General features: G+C 51.2%; 15 protein-coding genes. 10 read left to right on the top strand and 5 right to left on the bottom strand.

Annotation, left to right across the window (positions count from 1 at the left end; genetic code table 11):
* Window positions 1-32 precede the first annotated feature (32 nt).
* Window positions 33-884 (bottom strand): EamA family transporter, encoded by an 852-nt coding sequence (locus tag ACQKPA_RS14595; RefSeq protein WP_427493318.1) that lies wholly within the window; start codon window positions 882-884, stop codon window positions 33-35.
* Window positions 884-1,657, bottom strand: a complete 774-nt coding sequence (locus ACQKPA_RS14590) for a DeoR/GlpR family DNA-binding transcription regulator (RefSeq protein ID WP_216533599.1) — start codon at window positions 1,655-1,657, stop codon at window positions 884-886. Before ACQKPA_RS14590 ends, ACQKPA_RS14595 begins: the two co-directional genes overlap by 1 nt.
* A 191-nt stretch (window positions 1,658-1,848) precedes the next feature.
* Between ACQKPA_RS14590 and ACQKPA_RS14585 the strand changes: the two genes are divergently transcribed.
* Window positions 1,849-2,808, top strand: coding sequence for a metallophosphoesterase family protein (locus ACQKPA_RS14585; protein ID WP_427493567.1), 960 nt, complete (start codon window positions 1,849-1,851; stop codon window positions 2,806-2,808).
* A gap of 279 nt (window positions 2,809-3,087) precedes the next feature.
* Here the strand turns inward: ACQKPA_RS14585 and ACQKPA_RS14580 are convergent, their stop codons facing one another.
* Together ACQKPA_RS14580 and ACQKPA_RS14575 are read right to left on the bottom strand one after the other, a co-directional pair.
* The gene (locus ACQKPA_RS14580) at window positions 3,088-3,684 is read right to left on the bottom strand and encodes a TetR/AcrR family transcriptional regulator (RefSeq protein ID WP_427493316.1); all 597 of its coding nucleotides are present in this window, start codon (window positions 3,682-3,684) and stop codon (window positions 3,088-3,090) included.
* A 57-nt stretch (window positions 3,685-3,741) separates the two neighbouring features.
* Window positions 3,742-5,223: an NAD(P)/FAD-dependent oxidoreductase gene (locus ACQKPA_RS14575; RefSeq protein ID WP_427493314.1), complete on the bottom strand. Its 1,482-nt coding sequence runs from the start codon at window positions 5,221-5,223 to the stop codon at window positions 3,742-3,744.
* A gap of 309 nt (window positions 5,224-5,532) precedes the next feature.
* On the opposite strand from ACQKPA_RS14575, the gene rlmN reads away from it, so the two are divergent.
* From rlmN to ACQKPA_RS14545, 6 genes are all read left to right on the top strand, one after another.
* Window positions 5,533-6,594 (top strand): 23S rRNA (adenine(2503)-C(2))-methyltransferase RlmN, encoded by a 1,062-nt coding sequence (gene rlmN, locus ACQKPA_RS14570; RefSeq protein WP_216533597.1) that lies wholly within the window; start codon window positions 5,533-5,535, stop codon window positions 6,592-6,594.
* Window positions 6,595-6,742: 148 nt separating this feature from the next.
* Window positions 6,743-7,213, top strand: coding sequence for a DUF3052 domain-containing protein (locus ACQKPA_RS14565; RefSeq protein ID WP_427493311.1), 471 nt, complete (start codon window positions 6,743-6,745; stop codon window positions 7,211-7,213).
* Between the two features lie 102 nt (window positions 7,214-7,315).
* Window positions 7,316-7,609, top strand: coding sequence for a DUF6509 family protein (locus ACQKPA_RS14560; RefSeq protein WP_427493309.1), 294 nt, complete (start codon window positions 7,316-7,318; stop codon window positions 7,607-7,609).
* Between the two features lie 500 nt (window positions 7,610-8,109).
* Window positions 8,110-9,036 carry a macrolide 2'-phosphotransferase MphI gene (gene mphI / locus ACQKPA_RS14555; protein ID WP_427493307.1) on the top strand — a complete coding sequence of 309 codons (927 nt, stop codon included), beginning with the start codon at window positions 8,110-8,112 and terminating at the stop codon, window positions 9,034-9,036.
* Window positions 9,037-9,353: 317 nt separating this feature from the next.
* Window positions 9,354-9,890, top strand: a complete 537-nt coding sequence (locus tag ACQKPA_RS14550; protein ID WP_427493305.1) for a GNAT family N-acetyltransferase — start codon at window positions 9,354-9,356, stop codon at window positions 9,888-9,890.
* A gap of 459 nt (window positions 9,891-10,349) precedes the next feature.
* A complete protein-coding gene (locus ACQKPA_RS14545) occupies window positions 10,350-11,168 on the top strand; it encodes a GNAT family N-acetyltransferase (protein WP_427493303.1) in 819 nt (272 codons plus the stop codon).
* A gap of 69 nt (window positions 11,169-11,237) precedes the next feature.
* On the opposite strand, the gene ACQKPA_RS14540 is transcribed toward ACQKPA_RS14545, so the two are convergent.
* Entirely contained in the window at window positions 11,238-12,128 is an 891-nt protein-coding gene (locus ACQKPA_RS14540) for a LysR family transcriptional regulator (protein ID WP_427493301.1), read from the bottom strand.
* A gap of 122 nt (window positions 12,129-12,250) precedes the next feature.
* Between ACQKPA_RS14540 and ACQKPA_RS14535 the strand changes: the two genes are divergently transcribed.
* From ACQKPA_RS14535 to ACQKPA_RS14525, 3 genes are all read left to right on the top strand, one after another.
* Entirely contained in the window at window positions 12,251-13,327 is a 1,077-nt protein-coding gene (locus ACQKPA_RS14535) for a branched-chain amino acid aminotransferase (protein WP_427493299.1), read from the top strand.
* A gap of 237 nt (window positions 13,328-13,564) precedes the next feature.
* Window positions 13,565-14,461 (top strand): helix-turn-helix domain-containing protein, encoded by an 897-nt coding sequence (locus ACQKPA_RS14530; protein ID WP_427493297.1) that lies wholly within the window; start codon window positions 13,565-13,567, stop codon window positions 14,459-14,461.
* 109 nt (window positions 14,462-14,570) lie between these two features.
* On the top strand, window positions 14,571-15,554 hold the full coding sequence (locus ACQKPA_RS14525) for an N-acetylglucosamine kinase (RefSeq protein ID WP_427493295.1): 984 nt from the start codon (window positions 14,571-14,573) through the stop codon (window positions 15,552-15,554).
* The last annotated feature ends 63 nt before the right edge of the window (window positions 15,555-15,617 follow it).

Here is a 15,617-nt window from a genome sequence, read left to right as displayed (position 1 = left end):
GTGTACAGGATTGCTTGCAGCAATGGCGGTTGCTACCCCCATGATGCAATGGTAATGATACCTAGCGTGATGAGCACGGACGTAATGATTCGCCGCCAGCCTTGCTGCTCACGCAGAACGATGATGCCGAGTAGAGTGCCGAATACCGTGCTGATTTCACGGACCGGCGCGATGTGCGCAAGCGGAGTAAGCCGCATGGCGAACAGGAATAGCAAGTACGATCCCGGTGCCAGGACGGAGCCCAGCAGAATCGTACGCCAGTTCACCGTCCATTCCTGTTTCAGCCCTCTGGACAGGAACACGGGAACGATGAGAGCGATGAAATAACTGATATTGGATAATTGGATTAGCGCGATCGGAGAGACCCCTGCATCCAGAACGGCCTTGTCGGTCAGCGTATATCCGGAAATGCAAAGCCCGACCAGGCAAGCATAGATTAAGGCTTTGGGGTTCAGGCTGGAAGAGCCTCTGAATCTCAAGCCCGATAAAGCAAATAACGAAAAGATAATGATGCTAAGGCCCATATAGCCCTCTGCACTTAGATGCTCATGGAACAACACGAGGCTGCACAGCGAGGTCAGCATGGCCCCAAGCCCTCGCATAAACGGGTATACCTGAGACATGTCGCCATGGGTATAGGCTTTGGAGAGCAGCGTAATATAGAAGCCCTGAATGGTCATGGACAGCAGCATAAGTCCGTAAATGTGCGGTTCCAGCTTCAGCCCTGACATCTCCATGAGAAATGAAGGCATCAGGAGGATTAAAGTGACAGAATGGATGCACCACAAAAACACCGATTTATGAATGCTTCGCTTCGTGAACAGATTCCAGAGGGCATGGGTAAGACCGGAAGACAGCACTAACAGCAGGGATAGCAGCTCCATCAGAAATGTCCGATAAGGACTTCAATGCTGCGGGCGGACAGATTATCCACCCATTCCTGTGAACAGCCCGGATCCGTGATAACCATGGAGATGTCCTCCAGTTTGGCGAGCTTCGAGAACGTGGTTACCCCGAGCTTGGTGTGATCGGCAAGAACAATGCCTTCCTCCGAACGCTCCAGCATTTTTCGCGATATGTAGGCTTCATCCAGATTGTAATCGGTAATGCCATCGGTTAATGAGATACCGCCGACTGAGATAAATGCTTTATTGACCTTGAACTGTTCCAGCAGCATTTCGGTCAGAGGACCTGTTGCCGCCTGCTTGGTCCGGTCCATATCCCCGCCGATATAAATAATCTTTCCCTGAAAAATCTCCATCGCCAGATTCAGGACTGGCAGGGAATGGGTGATGACCGTCACATCGGACCGGTCCTTAAGATAACGCATGACTTCAATCGTGGTTGTTCCGTTATCCAGCAGAATGGTCTCCCCTTCCTTGACTAGGGAGGCGGCGAGTTTACCGATCGCAGCCTTTTCCTCTGCGCATGTCTGGGAACGGCTGGTGAAGGACGGCTCAATATGCCCGGAACGAGATTTGACGGCGCCGCCGTAAACTTTGCGCAGCTGGCCTTCTTTCTCTAACCGGTCCAAATCCCGACGGATCGTTTCCGCGGATACCTCCAGCTGCTCCGCAAGGGCGTGGACTCTCACCTTGCCCTCAAGCTCCAATTGATTTAGAATCTTCCCCCTGCGTTCCTCATAGGTTACAGACATAAATTCATTCACCTCAATATTGTATATGACTGATTTTGACCGAAGATGTGGATTCGATCTTATATTAGGCTGGTTAATCGGTATTGTCAACGAAAAATCATTGACTTTTTGCCTACACCTCCACTAATATACACATAAAACCACAACAGTTCATTAAAAAACCACATGTCCATGTAAAGGAGACGGTTATGTTGAAGCCAACTCTTCGATTCGGAGACGATCATACCTTCAAGATTGTGCAATTCACAGATATTCATTGGAAGAATGGGGAACCGGAGGATCAGATGAGCCGGCGCTGCATGGAAACGGTACTGGACCTGGAGCAGCCTGATCTGGTGGTATTTACGGGCGATCTCATTTATTCGGGGGAAGCCGATCCCGGCTGGAAAAAGTGCCAGGATCCAGTGCAGGCCTTCGAGGATGTTGTCAAGACGGTGGAGTCACGCGGAATTCGCTGGGCCTTCGTATTCGGGAATCACGATACGGAGGGGGATATCACACGTGAAGAGCTTATGGATGCAGCCCTGCAGCACACCTACAACTGTGCAGAGCACGGCTCGCCGGAAATTCATGGCGTGGGGAATTATACGCTTCCTTTATACGGCAGCAATGGGGAAGAGACAGCGGCCGTCTTGTATTTCTTCGATTCAGGGAGAGAGTCCGAACATTCTGCTGTTCCGGGGTACGATTGGATTCGGCGAGATCAGATCCGCTGGTATGAAATGGCGTCCTTGGCTTACAGCGCCAAGCATCAAGGGAATCCGCTGCCCGCATTGGCTTTTTTCCATATCCCTCTGCCGGAGTATCATGAAGTCTGGGAACGGAAAACGTGCTACGGGAGCAAGTTCGAGAGGGTGTGCTGTCCCGAAGTGAATACCGGACTGTTCGCGGCCATGCTGGAGCGGGGCGATGTGATGGGCACGTTCGCCGGACATGATCATATCAATGATTACTGGGGGGAGCTGCACGGCATCCGTCTTTGTTACGGCAGAGCTACCGGTTATGGTACATATGGCCGGGAAGGCATGCTCCGTGGTGCGAGGGTGATTCGCCTGCATGAAGGACAGCGGCAGTTCGACACTTGGATTACGCTGAGCGATGGCTCGCAGATACGGGAGCAGGAGAAGCATGAACCCGAGACGTCCCTCTGATATACGACAATAGAGGTTGTTCAAAAAGTCCGCTTTTGATCACGAAGCGAATCAGGAAGCAGCTCGGCATCGAATCTTGAATTCAGCCGGGCCTTCCGGTGCTCACGTACCCAAAACGTACGCTCCGCTCCTGACGTCCCTAGCTTCATCCAACCTTCTCGGTGCTGAAAATCGACCTTTTTGAACACGCACCAATAGTCAAAAACACACCTCTTATGAAATGTACGGAAAAGATCCGGGTGGTTTCATGGGAGGTGTGTTTGGTTTGTGTTATTATCCTTACCCGTTCGTAAGCAGTCGCAGCAGCAGCTTCGCCTTAGGGGGCGTATAGCTCGGATCCCCTTGGGACTTCAGCGTCATTAATCCCGATAGCACGGATAAATAACAGGCCACCAGCTCTCTCAGATCGCCAGCCGCAATCTCACCGGCGTCCTGCCCTGCTTCGAACAGCGGCATCAGCTGGTCAACAAAGGCATGGATGGAATAGCTCTCGATAATCCGCTTGGCCTCTTCGGGCACGCCATCCGAGGTACGGGCTTGCTGAATCAGCATAAAGTGCGAATTATCATCCTCTTGGAGAATCATGGAGGTTAGCAATGTAATTTTCTCAAGAGGGGTACCGGGCACGTTATAGATTTCGGAGAGCGCTAGCCGTGCCTCCTCCATCGACCATTGAACGAGCGTGATGAACAACTCGTCTTTGGATTTAAAATAATGATAAAGAAGACCGTGGCTGACCCCGGCTTCACTGGCGATCATGCTCATCTTGGTTCCGAAAATACCTCTTCTGGAAAATACTTTGATGGCAGCTCGCATGATTTGTTCTTTTCGTTCGTCGCGTATTTGATGCAATTGTTCTTCGTTTAACGGGGCCATTGCGTCCATCCCTCATCATGGTATTCTCTTGCTGATATCAACAATAACGCATTTGATTTATTCGGGCAATCCCATGGACAAGGGCAGAAATTCATTATTAAAGACCGGGATGATCCGCGCGAGTAGTTCTTCCAGCGGCAAGTTTGTCTCCTGTAATACTTGATGGAGCCAAGCTTTACCTTTACCCGATGGGTCTGCATTCACGAGTGCGGTGATATATTCGGCATTAAACAAATCCTGAGGTGAGGCGAAGAGACCCGTTACCATCATATACCGTTCGAATACGGCCATATCGTTATGAGCATAAGCCAGCTCCTGGCATATATCGAGCAGCCTCTGGGCAAAAGAGAATCCTTGGGCGGACAGGTGGCCTTCGTATGTCACGCCCGGCCATCTGAGATCCGCGGCTGCGCTAAGCCACCATGCAGGCTCCATGGCGGATTGAATCTTTAGAAGGGCGAAGCGTTCGAATCCCTCCTCAAGCAGAACTCCATTCTGCATTGATTGCAAGCATTGGTCCAGCGTATCTGCCTGGATGGCGGCCACCGTCATCCCCTGGCCGAATATCGGATCGAAGCTGCAGAAAGCATCACCGAGCACCAGCAGACCGGATGGCCAATCCTCCATCTGCTCAAAATGCTGTCTCAGGCATTCCTCGATCCGGTAGCCACGCGGGTTTGAGACCGGTTCAAGCTGCTGAAGCAAATCTCCGATGGAAGCACCGAACAGATTTTGTGCCTCCTGGTCGTACAGCTGATGGTCGGTTGTCGGATAGGAGTCTCCTCCCGCGCGGTACAGAACAACCTCCGCAATCTGTTTCTCGATCGGATTGAATACGGCCGTGCCGATACCACAGGAGGGATCTCCTTCGTTCACAATGGTGCTCCACACAGCTTGGATGTCCTCTGGCACCTTATAATGCCGCGTGCTATAACCAAGGGATATGTGCAGTCTTTCGGCCTCCGGTGTTGCATAACCGAGGTTCTGGAGCCATTCCGAGAGCTTGGATCCGCGCCCGCTTGCATCCACGACGATATCCGCATTCATATGAAGGAGCGCTGGCTCCTTGACGTTTCTGTCCCGGAACACCACGCCGGTAACGGTATTCTTGTCGGCGTCAAACAGCAATTGTTGGGCCGTCATTTTCGGTAGGAGGGTGACGTTGGGCAGTTTGGCCACTCTGCTGCGCAGGGTCCACTCCAGCAGGGATCGGCTGCATCCCGCATTGGGCTCATCGGGCAGTTCCAGCGTGCCGAAGCGGTTGGTCATTTTAACAGACTTATGCGCCCGGGGATGGGCCCCGTGCTGAACCAGCTCCTCGGTTATGCCGGGGAACCATCGTTCCACGATCATTTTGCCGCGCTCAAGGAAACGGTGCGGATGATAGGCCTGCGGCGTACCCGCCCTAGCTTCCGGTCCTGCCGGAAATTCATCCCGATCCGTGATGATCACCTCTTCGTAATGCTTGGATAACACGGTTGCAGCGAATAGTCCGGCTATGCCTCCACCTAGAATGAGCGCTTTACCTTTTGTTTTCATTCGAAGACCTCCGATATAGATTGATTTAGTCAGTCAATAATAAACGAAATGTATCTTCCCTGATTTTCAAATTTGGATAAAGGAGCAGGGCAAATAGCGGTGAACGTCCTTAACGAATGAAGCGGTATCTCCCTTCCACTCTATATTTATGATTGAATAAATCAGTCAATCATAAGATAAAGGTATTTATTGGATATGTCAATCCTGATTTGCGTATAAGAAGCGTGAATTGCCTATAACTCCCCTTGTGTTCGCTTCGGAATTTTGGGACAATAAGGAGTGGACTATGAATAGAAAGAGGACCAATCAATGAACAAACCATCCATTTATGGATTAACATTAGATCAGTTGACGGCTTGGCTAGGCGAGCGTGGACATAAAAAGTTTCGGGCAACACAGGTATGGGAGTGGCTGTATCGGAAGCGGGTCACCGCTTTTTCCGATATGACGGATGTGCATCCGGAATGCTTGCAGTTGCTCGCGGAGCATTATACGATTCTGACCTTGGAGGAGCACACCAAGCAGGAGTCTCTGGACGGAACGGTTAAGTTCCTGTTCAAGCTGGTGGACGGCAATCTGATTGAGACCGTATTAATGCGGCATAAATTCGGTTTGTCGGTCTGTGTGACTACCCAGGTCGGCTGCAACATCGGCTGCAGCTTCTGCGCCAGCGGTTTGCTGAAGAAAAGCCGGGATTTGTCCGCAGCGGAAATTGTGGAGCAGGTCATGCAGGTTCAGCTTCACTTGGATCAACAAGGCAACAGCGAGCGGGTCAGCCATCTCGTGGTGATGGGGATCGGGGAGCCGTTTGATAATTATGAGAACATGTCGGATTTCATTCGCGTGATCAAGGATCATAAGGGGCTTGCCATTGGTCCCCGTCATATTACGGTATCGACCAGCGGACTGGCTAACAAAATCGTCGAGTTCGCGGACAGCGATCTGGGCGTGAATCTCGCCATCTCCTTGCATGCGCCGAATGATGAGATTCGGACCCGCATTATGAAGATTAACAAAGCAATTCCGATCGAGAAGCTGATGGCGGCAATTGATTATTATCTGGAAAAAACGAATCGCCGTATCACGCTGGAGTACATCCTGCTGAAGGATGTGAACGATCAGCGGGAGCATGCGCTTGAGCTGGCAGAACTTATTGGCGAGCGACGCAATCTGGCGAATGTGAATCTCATTCCGTACAACCCGGTGGATGAGCACAGCCAATATCAGCGCAGCACAAAAGAATCGATTACCTCTTTTTACGATACTTTGAAAAAACAAGGCATCAGCTGCAGCGTTCGTCTGGAGCATGGAACCGACATCGATGCGGCCTGCGGGCAGCTGCGAAGCAAGCAGATTAAGAAAGCGCAGTAACAAGAATAACGCGCAATCCCAAGGGGATTTATCCGCCTTGTGGATTGATCAGCTGCAAGGGCGTACCCATTTATATGGGTATGCTCTTCTTAATAAAATCCGAAGCGTTATATATAAAAATTGAATCGAGAGGTAAGGAGACTTTAACATGCTGGAGACACATCCAACCGTCAAAAAGCTGCAATTCAAGGACCTCGGCCAACCGGTTCTGATGCTAAACGCACCACAGGCCTATCATGAGGTCATCAATTCCCTGCAAGGGGAAGTTCATACGGAGCCTAAGCAAGTACCTTACGATTTTGTGCAAGCCTTCGGGACAAGCAATGAAGAATTGCAGCGCTTAGCCAAGATCGCAGCTAACTCTGTGACTGACAACGGCCTGCTGTGGCTGTGTTACCCCAAGAAGTCGTCCAAAACCTACAAGAACTCCGATTGCAGCCGGGAGAGCGTTACGGGCATTCTTGCTGACGAGGGATATGAGCCCGTCCGGCAAATCGCTATTGATGAGGATTGGTCCGCCTTGCGTTACCGTAAAGTGGAGTTGATCAAGTCCATGACCCGATCGTTCGCCGCAACTGCGAAGGGGAAGGAACGGACCGGTCAAGAGGACGATAAATAAAGGCAGGCTTGCATACGATAGATCGGGTTGATTGATATTTGACTGCCCGGCTCAAAATGCGCTGTTGTGTATAATGAGCAGAGTGATAGAAAGGATGAGAATATGCTGACAATCAAAGAATACAGCGTTGAACTGGTGAAGGATCCCTTTGGAATCCTGACCGGCAAACGCTTTGAGTTTGTATGTGATTTGGACGTGCCGGAGGATGACGAGCTTTACTCGGAGCACGGCGTCTATTTGAGAGTGATCTACTTGGATGATGAGGAGCGCTCGCGCATTGTAAAGTACGACTTCTATGAGCGGACAACGGACCAGTACCTGGACTTCGATATGGAGCCTGAGGAAGAGGAAGAACTCTTGATTTTTTGCAAAGAGCATTTACAGGAAACGGAATAGAGCCGGAAGACGCGAACAGGCACTTGCGGGGTGGCTTGGTCATTCTGTGCTGAGCTATTACGGATCACAGCTTCTACATGAAAAGTGGATACATTCCCGAAGCAGGTCTTGCAAACTACGGATGGTTATGGTAAAGTTATACACAACTTATAACGAACGGAGGGTTACGTATGTTGGATTATTCCCGATTGAGATCTTTTCGCGGCTAATGATATAGCGCTAAAGAGACCTGCACAGATGCAGGGTAATCGGGATGGGTCCGTCTTTTATACGTAACCCATTTTTATGATATGTCTATAGAAATGTATGTCTTTCAAGTGCGGGATAACGGTGTTCTCACCTTCCTGTTTATTTGAATGTGTATTTCAAGTAGGCATTCGAGGAACGGTGGACAGCTAAGACCCGTTCCGGTTACCCAGCACAGGCAGTTCGATGCCTGTGTTTTTTTTGTTGTAATGACGGCCTTGATGCAATGAAATATGGAAGGGGATTGATTCCTTATGACAATAGCAAAACCAAATGATGATTATTCACAGGTGATACAAGAGATGCTGGAGATTGCCGGAAAACACGGGGTGAATTTGATGCCGGAGGGAATAGAGATGAATGAATCCGGCATGGATTTCCTTGTTGGATTCGCAGAGGAAGCAGGAACTGGAGCGCGGTGGATTCTCCGTAAACCGAGACGATCGGATGTGCTGGAAAGAGCAGATAACGAAGCTCGGGTCCTGAAGCTGATTCAATCCCATCTTCCGGTTGATGTACCGGATTGGCAGATTTACACGCCGGAGCTCATCGCCTACCCGCTGCTAAGCGGGGAGCCTGCCGCTTCCGTCAGCATGGAAGGATATGCATGGAATATGGATCATGAGAATCCGGGCGACGGGTTTATCCGCTCACTGGCTGAGGCGCTGGTTGCCTTGCATGGCGTCGATCATGATGCAGCCCGAGCAGCAGGTCTGCGGGTGAAGAGTCCCCAAGAGGTTCGCGTGGAGACAGCCCGAAATATGGAAGACATCAAGAGCCGTCTGGGCGTCTCCGATGCGCTGTGGGAGAGATGGCAAAAATGGCTGGAGGAGGATTCCTATTGGCCGACGCATTCTGCCCTCATCCATGGCGATCTTCATCCCCCGCATATTCTGATTGATGAGCGCGTGCAGGTGACCGGACTTTTGGATTGGACGGAGTCCGAGGTAGCAAGTCCCGCCAAAGACTTCGTGTTATACTACGCTATTTATGGCGAGCATAATCTCCGTGTCCTGTTGGAGCGGTATGAACAAGCCGGAGGTAAGGTATGGCCGCGCATGTTCGATCATATTGTCGAGCAGCATGCCGCGTACCCCGTGTTGATCGCCCAGTTTGCTCTCCTGACAGGTCAGGAAGAGTATATGACGATGGCGCGGAATGCCCTGGGTTTGACGGAGTAAGCTTCCTCGCAGGAGGATTTGACGGCAAGGGTTTTAAGGTTGGATAAGACTACAAACCCAACTCTGAGAAAACGAAGAGCCAACCGATGCATACATTCGGTTGGCTCTTTGCATGATATAAATTAACAGAATTCAACATTATTTTGGATGAGCTGTAGGACATATAATGAAATCATGGTGATATATAGGATAGGATTAACAGATTTTTACTTCATTCGTAACGCAATTTACATACCTGTAAACCTCTTGGGGGAGTAAATATGTTATCCTAGACATACCAAACTTACATACATCATTCATTAGGGAGGGGATTGACCGTGAATATTGAGGTACGTTTATGCCCGAAGGAACAGTCATTTATTCTGCATAACATATATCCGCTGTACTTGCATGACATTGCTGAGATATGGGGGGTCCGTCCTAACCGGTTCGGTGTATTTGAAAAAGAAGAAGTGCCGACCTTAAGCGAGCAGAGCAAGCAGCTCGATGTGTGGTGGGAGCAGCCATCGGTTCTTTTTCCTTATCTGATCTCCGTAGATGGTATTGCGGCAGGGTTGGCCCTGGTGGCGACCACGCCATACATTCCATCGCCGAATATCCAGTACTACTTGAATGATTTTTTTGTGCTTCGGACTTTTCGAAGACAAGGTGTAGCCCAACGTGCGGCTGAGCTTGTGTTCGATCATTTCCAAGGTGCATGGGAGCTGCAAACAAATCCGACCGAGCGCAATATGAGTACCCAGATTTTTTGGCGAAAAACGTTGAACACGTACACGGGCGGACGATATACGGAGCATGAGGGCGTCCATCCGGAGAAGGGGGATATGCTGGTCTTCCGTTTTAATAACAAATGAGCGGGATTCTCCAGCCTTTCTTCATAGGTGAAATCGGGCTTGACAGCTGGATGCCGCCGGGAGTAAACTGAGTTAAATTTTCAAACATGCTAGGATGAGGACGCCAGGGTCGCAAAGGAAGCTGAGCCAGAGAACTGCTGGGTGGTGCGAAGCAGTCAGCGGCGATGCATGGCCATCACCTCGGAGCAGATCCGTCGATCGTTTATAATTTGAGGCGTATCCGGGCAATCCCTGCCGTTACCATGGGACATCATTGATGGATGATGACGAGAGTGCGTGCACGGCTTGCCGGCGCGAATCAGGGTGGTAACGCGGAGACAAGGCTCCGTCCCTACAGGGGACGGGGCTTTTTTGTGTTCCTTTGGATCATGGGCTGCATTTTGCTGGCGTGCCCATTCAAATCGGTTCAGAGCCTGGACGAAACAAAAGATTGATCATGGAAAAGAGAGGAGTGTACGAATGCTTGCGAAGTTGATGTCTCAAGACGAGGTGCTGTACCAGGAAGATTTTATTCAGGATGAGGTGTCATACAATCTGATTCATCTCCTTGCCGGGTCGCCGCAGAACCTGGGGCTGAAATCGCCGGATGGACGCATGATTTTTGCGCAGTCTCCCCGTGGGAACGCATGGTTATGGATTTCCCGGAAGGTTTCTGGGGTTAAGCGGCAGCACCTGCTCCAAGAGCTGGTAAGCGATCTTATTGGAGTGACCCTGCCTGGGGTGACCGGGGAGCCGGATGTGGCAGAGCAATTTGCAAGCTGTTACGCAGAGGAACGTCATGAAACCTACCGTCTTCATATGACGATGGAGTCTTATCATGCCCCCGTCGTGAAGCCTCCTCACTTCGTCGAGGGCACCATCAGGCAGGCCGCTGCTGAAGATACGCAGCAGGTGGCCCAGTTTCTGGTCGGATTCTCGGAGGATGCTTATGGGGTCCGCGCGAATGCGGCAAGCCAGGTCGAGACAGCGCAGCGACTCATTCAGCAGGGTGGGTTATATTTATGGATAGCCGGCGGCAAAGCGGTCTCGATGGCCAATGCTGCACACCGGTCGCCACGGCACGGTCGCATCAACGCTGTATACACGCCGAGGGCTGAACGGAAAAAGGGCTATGCCAGCGCCCTGGTTGCAGACCTTGGACTTCGCTTGCTGCAGGACGGTTTGGTGCCCATGCTGTATGCCGATCAGGCCAACCCGGTCTCCAATCGATTGTATCAACATATCGGGTTTAGCCGGTGCGGGACGATTAGCGACTTCAAGTTTGTTAACAATGAATAACGAATAATGAATCCGTTAAAGCGGCACGGCTTGGACAAAGCCGGGGAAGACGAAGGGCATCAACAAATGTTATTCTATAAAGGTAGCTAAAAAATGCATAGCCCGATTGGATAGTACATGATCCCTGAGCCAGACAATGCCCACGTCCGACTGAAAATCAGCACTCGTAATGGACAGTGTCCGGATGTTGGGAATCGCAAATGAGGACATCACTGACTCGGGTAAAATGGTGGCGCCGATGCCTTCAGCTACCAATGCAACGATAATGGCAACGCTGGAGCATTCGCATATGACACGCGGTTCAAGTTCGCCGCGCTTAAATTCTTGTATTACCCGCTCGTGCATCCCGATCGTCTGATCGGTTTTTAAGGACAAGAACGGATATTCCGCGAGCTCGCGCATCGAGATTTCCGTAAGGGAGGATACACTTTCCCAGCTGCTTGGAAGGACCGCGACGAACGGGTCGGAGGGCAGAGGCTGAACGGCATAACGCTCAGGCCCGAAGCTCGATTCGAAAGGGAGCCGGGTCACCGCGAGCTCGATATTGCGCTTGTCGAGCTGATCCGCCAGCAGGGAGTGATCGCCTTCCCGGATCTTGAAGGTGACCTCGGGATATTGCTGCCGGAAGATATGGATGCGCTGCGGTAGGAGCGAAATACAGGAGACGACAGCGCCGATGGAGAGCATGCCGCGGATTCCCGCGTGAATCTCCTTCACCTCGGTTAGCGTTTCATTGAACTGGTTCAGCAGGGACGCGGCTCTGTTCCGAAGCAGCTCGCCTGCGTGGGTGAGCTGAAGCTGCTTGCCGCTGCGTTCAAACAGCAGAACCCCGAGCTCTTCCTCCATCAGCTTCAGCTGACGGCTTAATGGGGGCTGCTCCATATTGAGCTGTTTTGCTGCACGCGTGATCTGCCCTTCCTGTGCAATCGTCAGGAAATATCGCAGCTGTCGAATATCCATGTTCATACCCCCTCTCCATACCTTTAAGGTATGGTAACCCTATAAATCAGATATTTTTAATATAGGGTATCCATTGATATGATTCAACTAATAACGTTTGCAAAATAAGGAGATGTGTGCACATGACTTACACGATACCCGTGGAATTAACGACGACCCCGAAGACAAAGCCGAGCCACCATAAACAGGCTTTCGGCACGGTATTTACGGACCACATGTTTATTCTCGATTATGACGCAAGTAAAGGCTGGCACGATCCGCGCGTCGTTCCGTATCAGCCGATCGAACTGGACCCTGCCGCCAAGGTATTTCACTACGGGCAGACCGTATTTGAAGGCTTGAAGGCTTATTTGACAGAAGATGAGCGCATTCTCATGTTCCGCCCGAACAAAAATATTCAGCGGCTGAACCTATCCAACCAGCGACTGAGCATTCCGGCATTGGACGAGGAGCTCGTTATGGAAGCGCTCAAGCAGCTGGTGCTCGTGGATCGCGACTGGATTCCTTCCGAGCCGGGCACATCGCTCTATATCCGTCCATTTGTGATCGCAACTGAGCCTGTGCTTGGCGTAGCCCCATCGCTGCAATACAAGTTCATGATTATCCTGTCGGTGGTCGGTTCGTATTATGCGGAAGGCATCAATCCGGTCAGCATTTACGTGGAGCCTAAATACGTGCGTGCCGTAGCCGGCGGCGTGGGCAATGCCAAGACAGCTGGCAACTACGCGGCAGGTTTGAAGGCACAGGATGAAGCAACGTTGAAGGGATACTCGCAGGTGCTGTGGCTCGATGGCGTACATCGCAAATATATCGAGGAAGTCGGCAGCATGAACGTGTTCTTCAAGCTGGGTGATACGGTCGTAACCCCGGCATTGAATGGCAGCATCCTGGATGGAGTTACCCGGAACTCCGTCATCCAGCTGCTTCAGCATTGGAACATCCCGGTAGAAGAGCGGGCCATCTCCATTGATGAAATCGTGGAGGCCCACCGCAGCGGATTGTTGACCGAAGCTTTTGGTACCGGCACGGCAGCGGTCATTTCACCGATTGGTTCACTGGAATGGCAGGATGAGCAATTGAAGATTGGTGAGGGAGCAACGGGCGAACTCTCCAAACGCGTATATGATGCCATCACAGGCATCCAGCTCGGAACAGTTGAAGATCCGTTCGGCTGGACGGTGGAGCTTAAATTATCTTAATGCACCTTTAAGGACCCTGCCTCAGGCATATTGAGGCAGGGTTCTTTTTTAAGAGATAGAAAGTATACACTTTTAGAGACTTACCCTGCCTATTTTCGCAAGAAAACTTTTGAGTAAATGCGGCCTGTCTACTGAGGAACTACGTCGATAAACGTTTTTAGTATCATAAGCGCTCATGTTACGATAAGGGTAAATTGTTGATACGTTGATGCCCGAAGGCATGGAGGTGCTTTTTTAATGAATCGTCCGCAGAGTGTCGTTCCTGATGCTATAGATTTTACGAACGCTGCCTTTCCTTTTACAGCGTCGACCACTCACGGCATATTTGCCGGGGCCCAGCGCCTGCATTGGCATCATGCTTTGGAGCTCAATTATATTCAGAGCGGGACCGGATTTATTCTGATCAACGGGATGAAGCTCCAGTTTCAGCAGGGGGATATTATTTTCATCAACAGCAATGATCTTCACCGGGCGTATGAGACTGAGAACCTGGTGATGGATGTCATTATGTTCGAGCCTTCGTTATTATCCATTGACCTCAAGTTCGATCCGGATCTGATGGCTCCCTTCCGTTCGCTCGGAAACATGGAGAGGCAGTCCCCCGTACACGATGAATTGGCTCACCTGCTGGGGCGCATGATGGAAGAGTATCAAGCCCGAGGCACCGCATATATGAGTCTGATCCGTTCGGATCTTATTCGTTTCCTGAGTTTGGCGAACCGCCATCTGTCGATTCCGGCTCAAGCGAACAGGCCAATCAAGGGCAGGGGAATGCATGCGTTAAAAGAAGTCCTGCGCACGATGGAGCTTCAACTGGACTACAGCTGGACGCTGCAGGAGCTGTCGAACTTAACGCATCTGAGCCCTTCCCGGTTCAGCGCTCTGTTCCAGCAGGCGGTCGGCACTTCACCGCACCATTATCTGATTCAGCTGCGTTTGACGCATGCCGTGCACTTGCTAGAGACGACGGACCAGAAGATTATCGAGATTGCGGAGTCCTGCGGGTTTCGGAATCTGTCTAATTTCAATCGTCTGTTCAAGCAGCATGTCGGCGCATCGCCAAGCGAAATTCGGGAGCGTGCTTATGCCGGCACTCCCGTAATCCCCTCCACTTCAAAAACCAAGAAACAGTAAGATAGTATCACTCCTTAATCGTATAACAGTAGATGGTTGCCAGTGGAAGCGGTATCTTAAATATATACCACCACATGACGCCGCTGTATGGCGGGTAGGAGTGAAATGCATGAGTTTGTATCTGGGTGTAGATGCCGGCGGTAGTAAGACACACGCCGTGATCTGCGATGAACAAGGGAACATTCTTGGCAAGGGGGCGTCTGGGAACGGCAATCACCAGATTCACCGTGAACATGCGGCCCTGAATATTGAGGAAGCCTGCAATGCGGCTCTTCAAGAGGCTGTAGTTGCCAAAGAAGATATCAGTTATGCTTATTTCGGCTTGGCCGGAGCAGATCGGGAAGCCGATTATGAGATCCTGCGTCCGATGATCGGGGCTCTCGGTTATCCTAAGCATGATATCGCATGCGATACCATTATCGGGATGAGGGCTGGAACGAGCCGTCCGTATGGCGCTGCATTGATCTGCGGTACGGGCTTCAACAGCGTGGCCCGAAATCGTGCGGGAGAAGAGCTGCAGTATGGAGGCTTTGGCTTCTTGTATGGAGACGGCTACGCGGGCGGTTCCGGATTTGCCACGCTGGCTTTCCGGGCAGTCATTCGGGCCTGGGATGAGCGGGGACCGGCAACCTTATTGACATCGCTCGTACTGGAGCAAATGGGATACACGTCTGTAGAACCGATGTATGAGGATGTCCTCTACGGTAAGACGAAGGTTCCGCCAAGCCTCGTGAAGACCCTGTTCCAGGCGGCTGAAGCAGGTGACGAGGTAGCCACCCGAATTCTTGAGAATGAAGGTGAAGAGCTGGCTAATGCGGTATGTACGCTGATCCGGCGGCTGGACATGACGGATGAAGCCTTTGACATTGTCTATATCGGCAGCGTGCTGAACAGGCCGAACAGCTCGATCCTGACCGATGCGATCGAACGGGTTGTTGCGGTCCGGGCACCGCATGCAACCTGTGTAAGACTGACATCCGATCCGGTTTCCGGGGCGCTTCTCTGCGCGATGGATGCCGACAGTCATGCCATTGATGCACAGACGGAGGCAAAGCTGAAAGCATTTACGTTTGAGCAGGTAACCACAGCCTGATCAGTTTATCGTTGGAATAGAACCTGATAAATACGAATTGATATCATACCTTGGAGGCGATTA

The organism is Paenibacillus sp. NPDC093718, assembly GCF_050279985.1.
Classification (GTDB): Bacteria; Bacillota; Bacilli; order Paenibacillales; family Paenibacillaceae; genus Paenibacillus_AQ.
This window is presented reverse-complemented; position numbering and strand designations above follow the sequence as displayed.

What these genes read in the sequence shown, in the direction of transcription:
- ACQKPA_RS14595 (WP_427493318.1), bottom strand. Translation starts at nt 884, where the DNA reads ATGGAGCTGCTATCCCTGCTGTTAGTGCTGTCTTCCGGTCTTACCCAT.
- ACQKPA_RS14590 (WP_216533599.1), bottom strand. Translation starts at nt 1,657, where the DNA reads ATGTCTGTAACCTATGAGGAACGCAGGGGGAAGATTCTAAATCAATTG.
- ACQKPA_RS14580 (WP_427493316.1), bottom strand. Translation starts at nt 3,684, where the DNA reads ATGGCCCCGTTAAACGAAGAACAATTGCATCAAATACGCGACGAACGA.
- ACQKPA_RS14575 (WP_427493314.1), bottom strand. Translation starts at nt 5,223, where the DNA reads ATGAAAACAAAAGGTAAAGCGCTCATTCTAGGTGGAGGCATAGCCGGA.
- rlmN (WP_216533597.1), top strand. Translation starts at nt 5,533, where the DNA reads ATGAACAAACCATCCATTTATGGATTAACATTAGATCAGTTGACGGCT.
- ACQKPA_RS14565 (WP_427493311.1), top strand. Translation starts at nt 6,743, where the DNA reads ATGCTGGAGACACATCCAACCGTCAAAAAGCTGCAATTCAAGGACCTC.
- ACQKPA_RS14560 (WP_427493309.1), top strand. Translation starts at nt 7,316, where the DNA reads ATGCTGACAATCAAAGAATACAGCGTTGAACTGGTGAAGGATCCCTTT.
- mphI (WP_427493307.1), top strand. Translation starts at nt 8,110, where the DNA reads ATGACAATAGCAAAACCAAATGATGATTATTCACAGGTGATACAAGAG.
- ACQKPA_RS14545 (WP_427493303.1), top strand. Translation starts at nt 10,350, where the DNA reads ATGCTTGCGAAGTTGATGTCTCAAGACGAGGTGCTGTACCAGGAAGAT.
- ACQKPA_RS14540 (WP_427493301.1), bottom strand. Translation starts at nt 12,128, where the DNA reads ATGGATATTCGACAGCTGCGATATTTCCTGACGATTGCACAGGAAGGG.
- ACQKPA_RS14535 (WP_427493299.1), top strand. Translation starts at nt 12,251, where the DNA reads ATGACTTACACGATACCCGTGGAATTAACGACGACCCCGAAGACAAAG.
- ACQKPA_RS14530 (WP_427493297.1), top strand. Translation starts at nt 13,565, where the DNA reads ATGAATCGTCCGCAGAGTGTCGTTCCTGATGCTATAGATTTTACGAAC.
- ACQKPA_RS14525 (WP_427493295.1), top strand. Translation starts at nt 14,571, where the DNA reads ATGAGTTTGTATCTGGGTGTAGATGCCGGCGGTAGTAAGACACACGCC.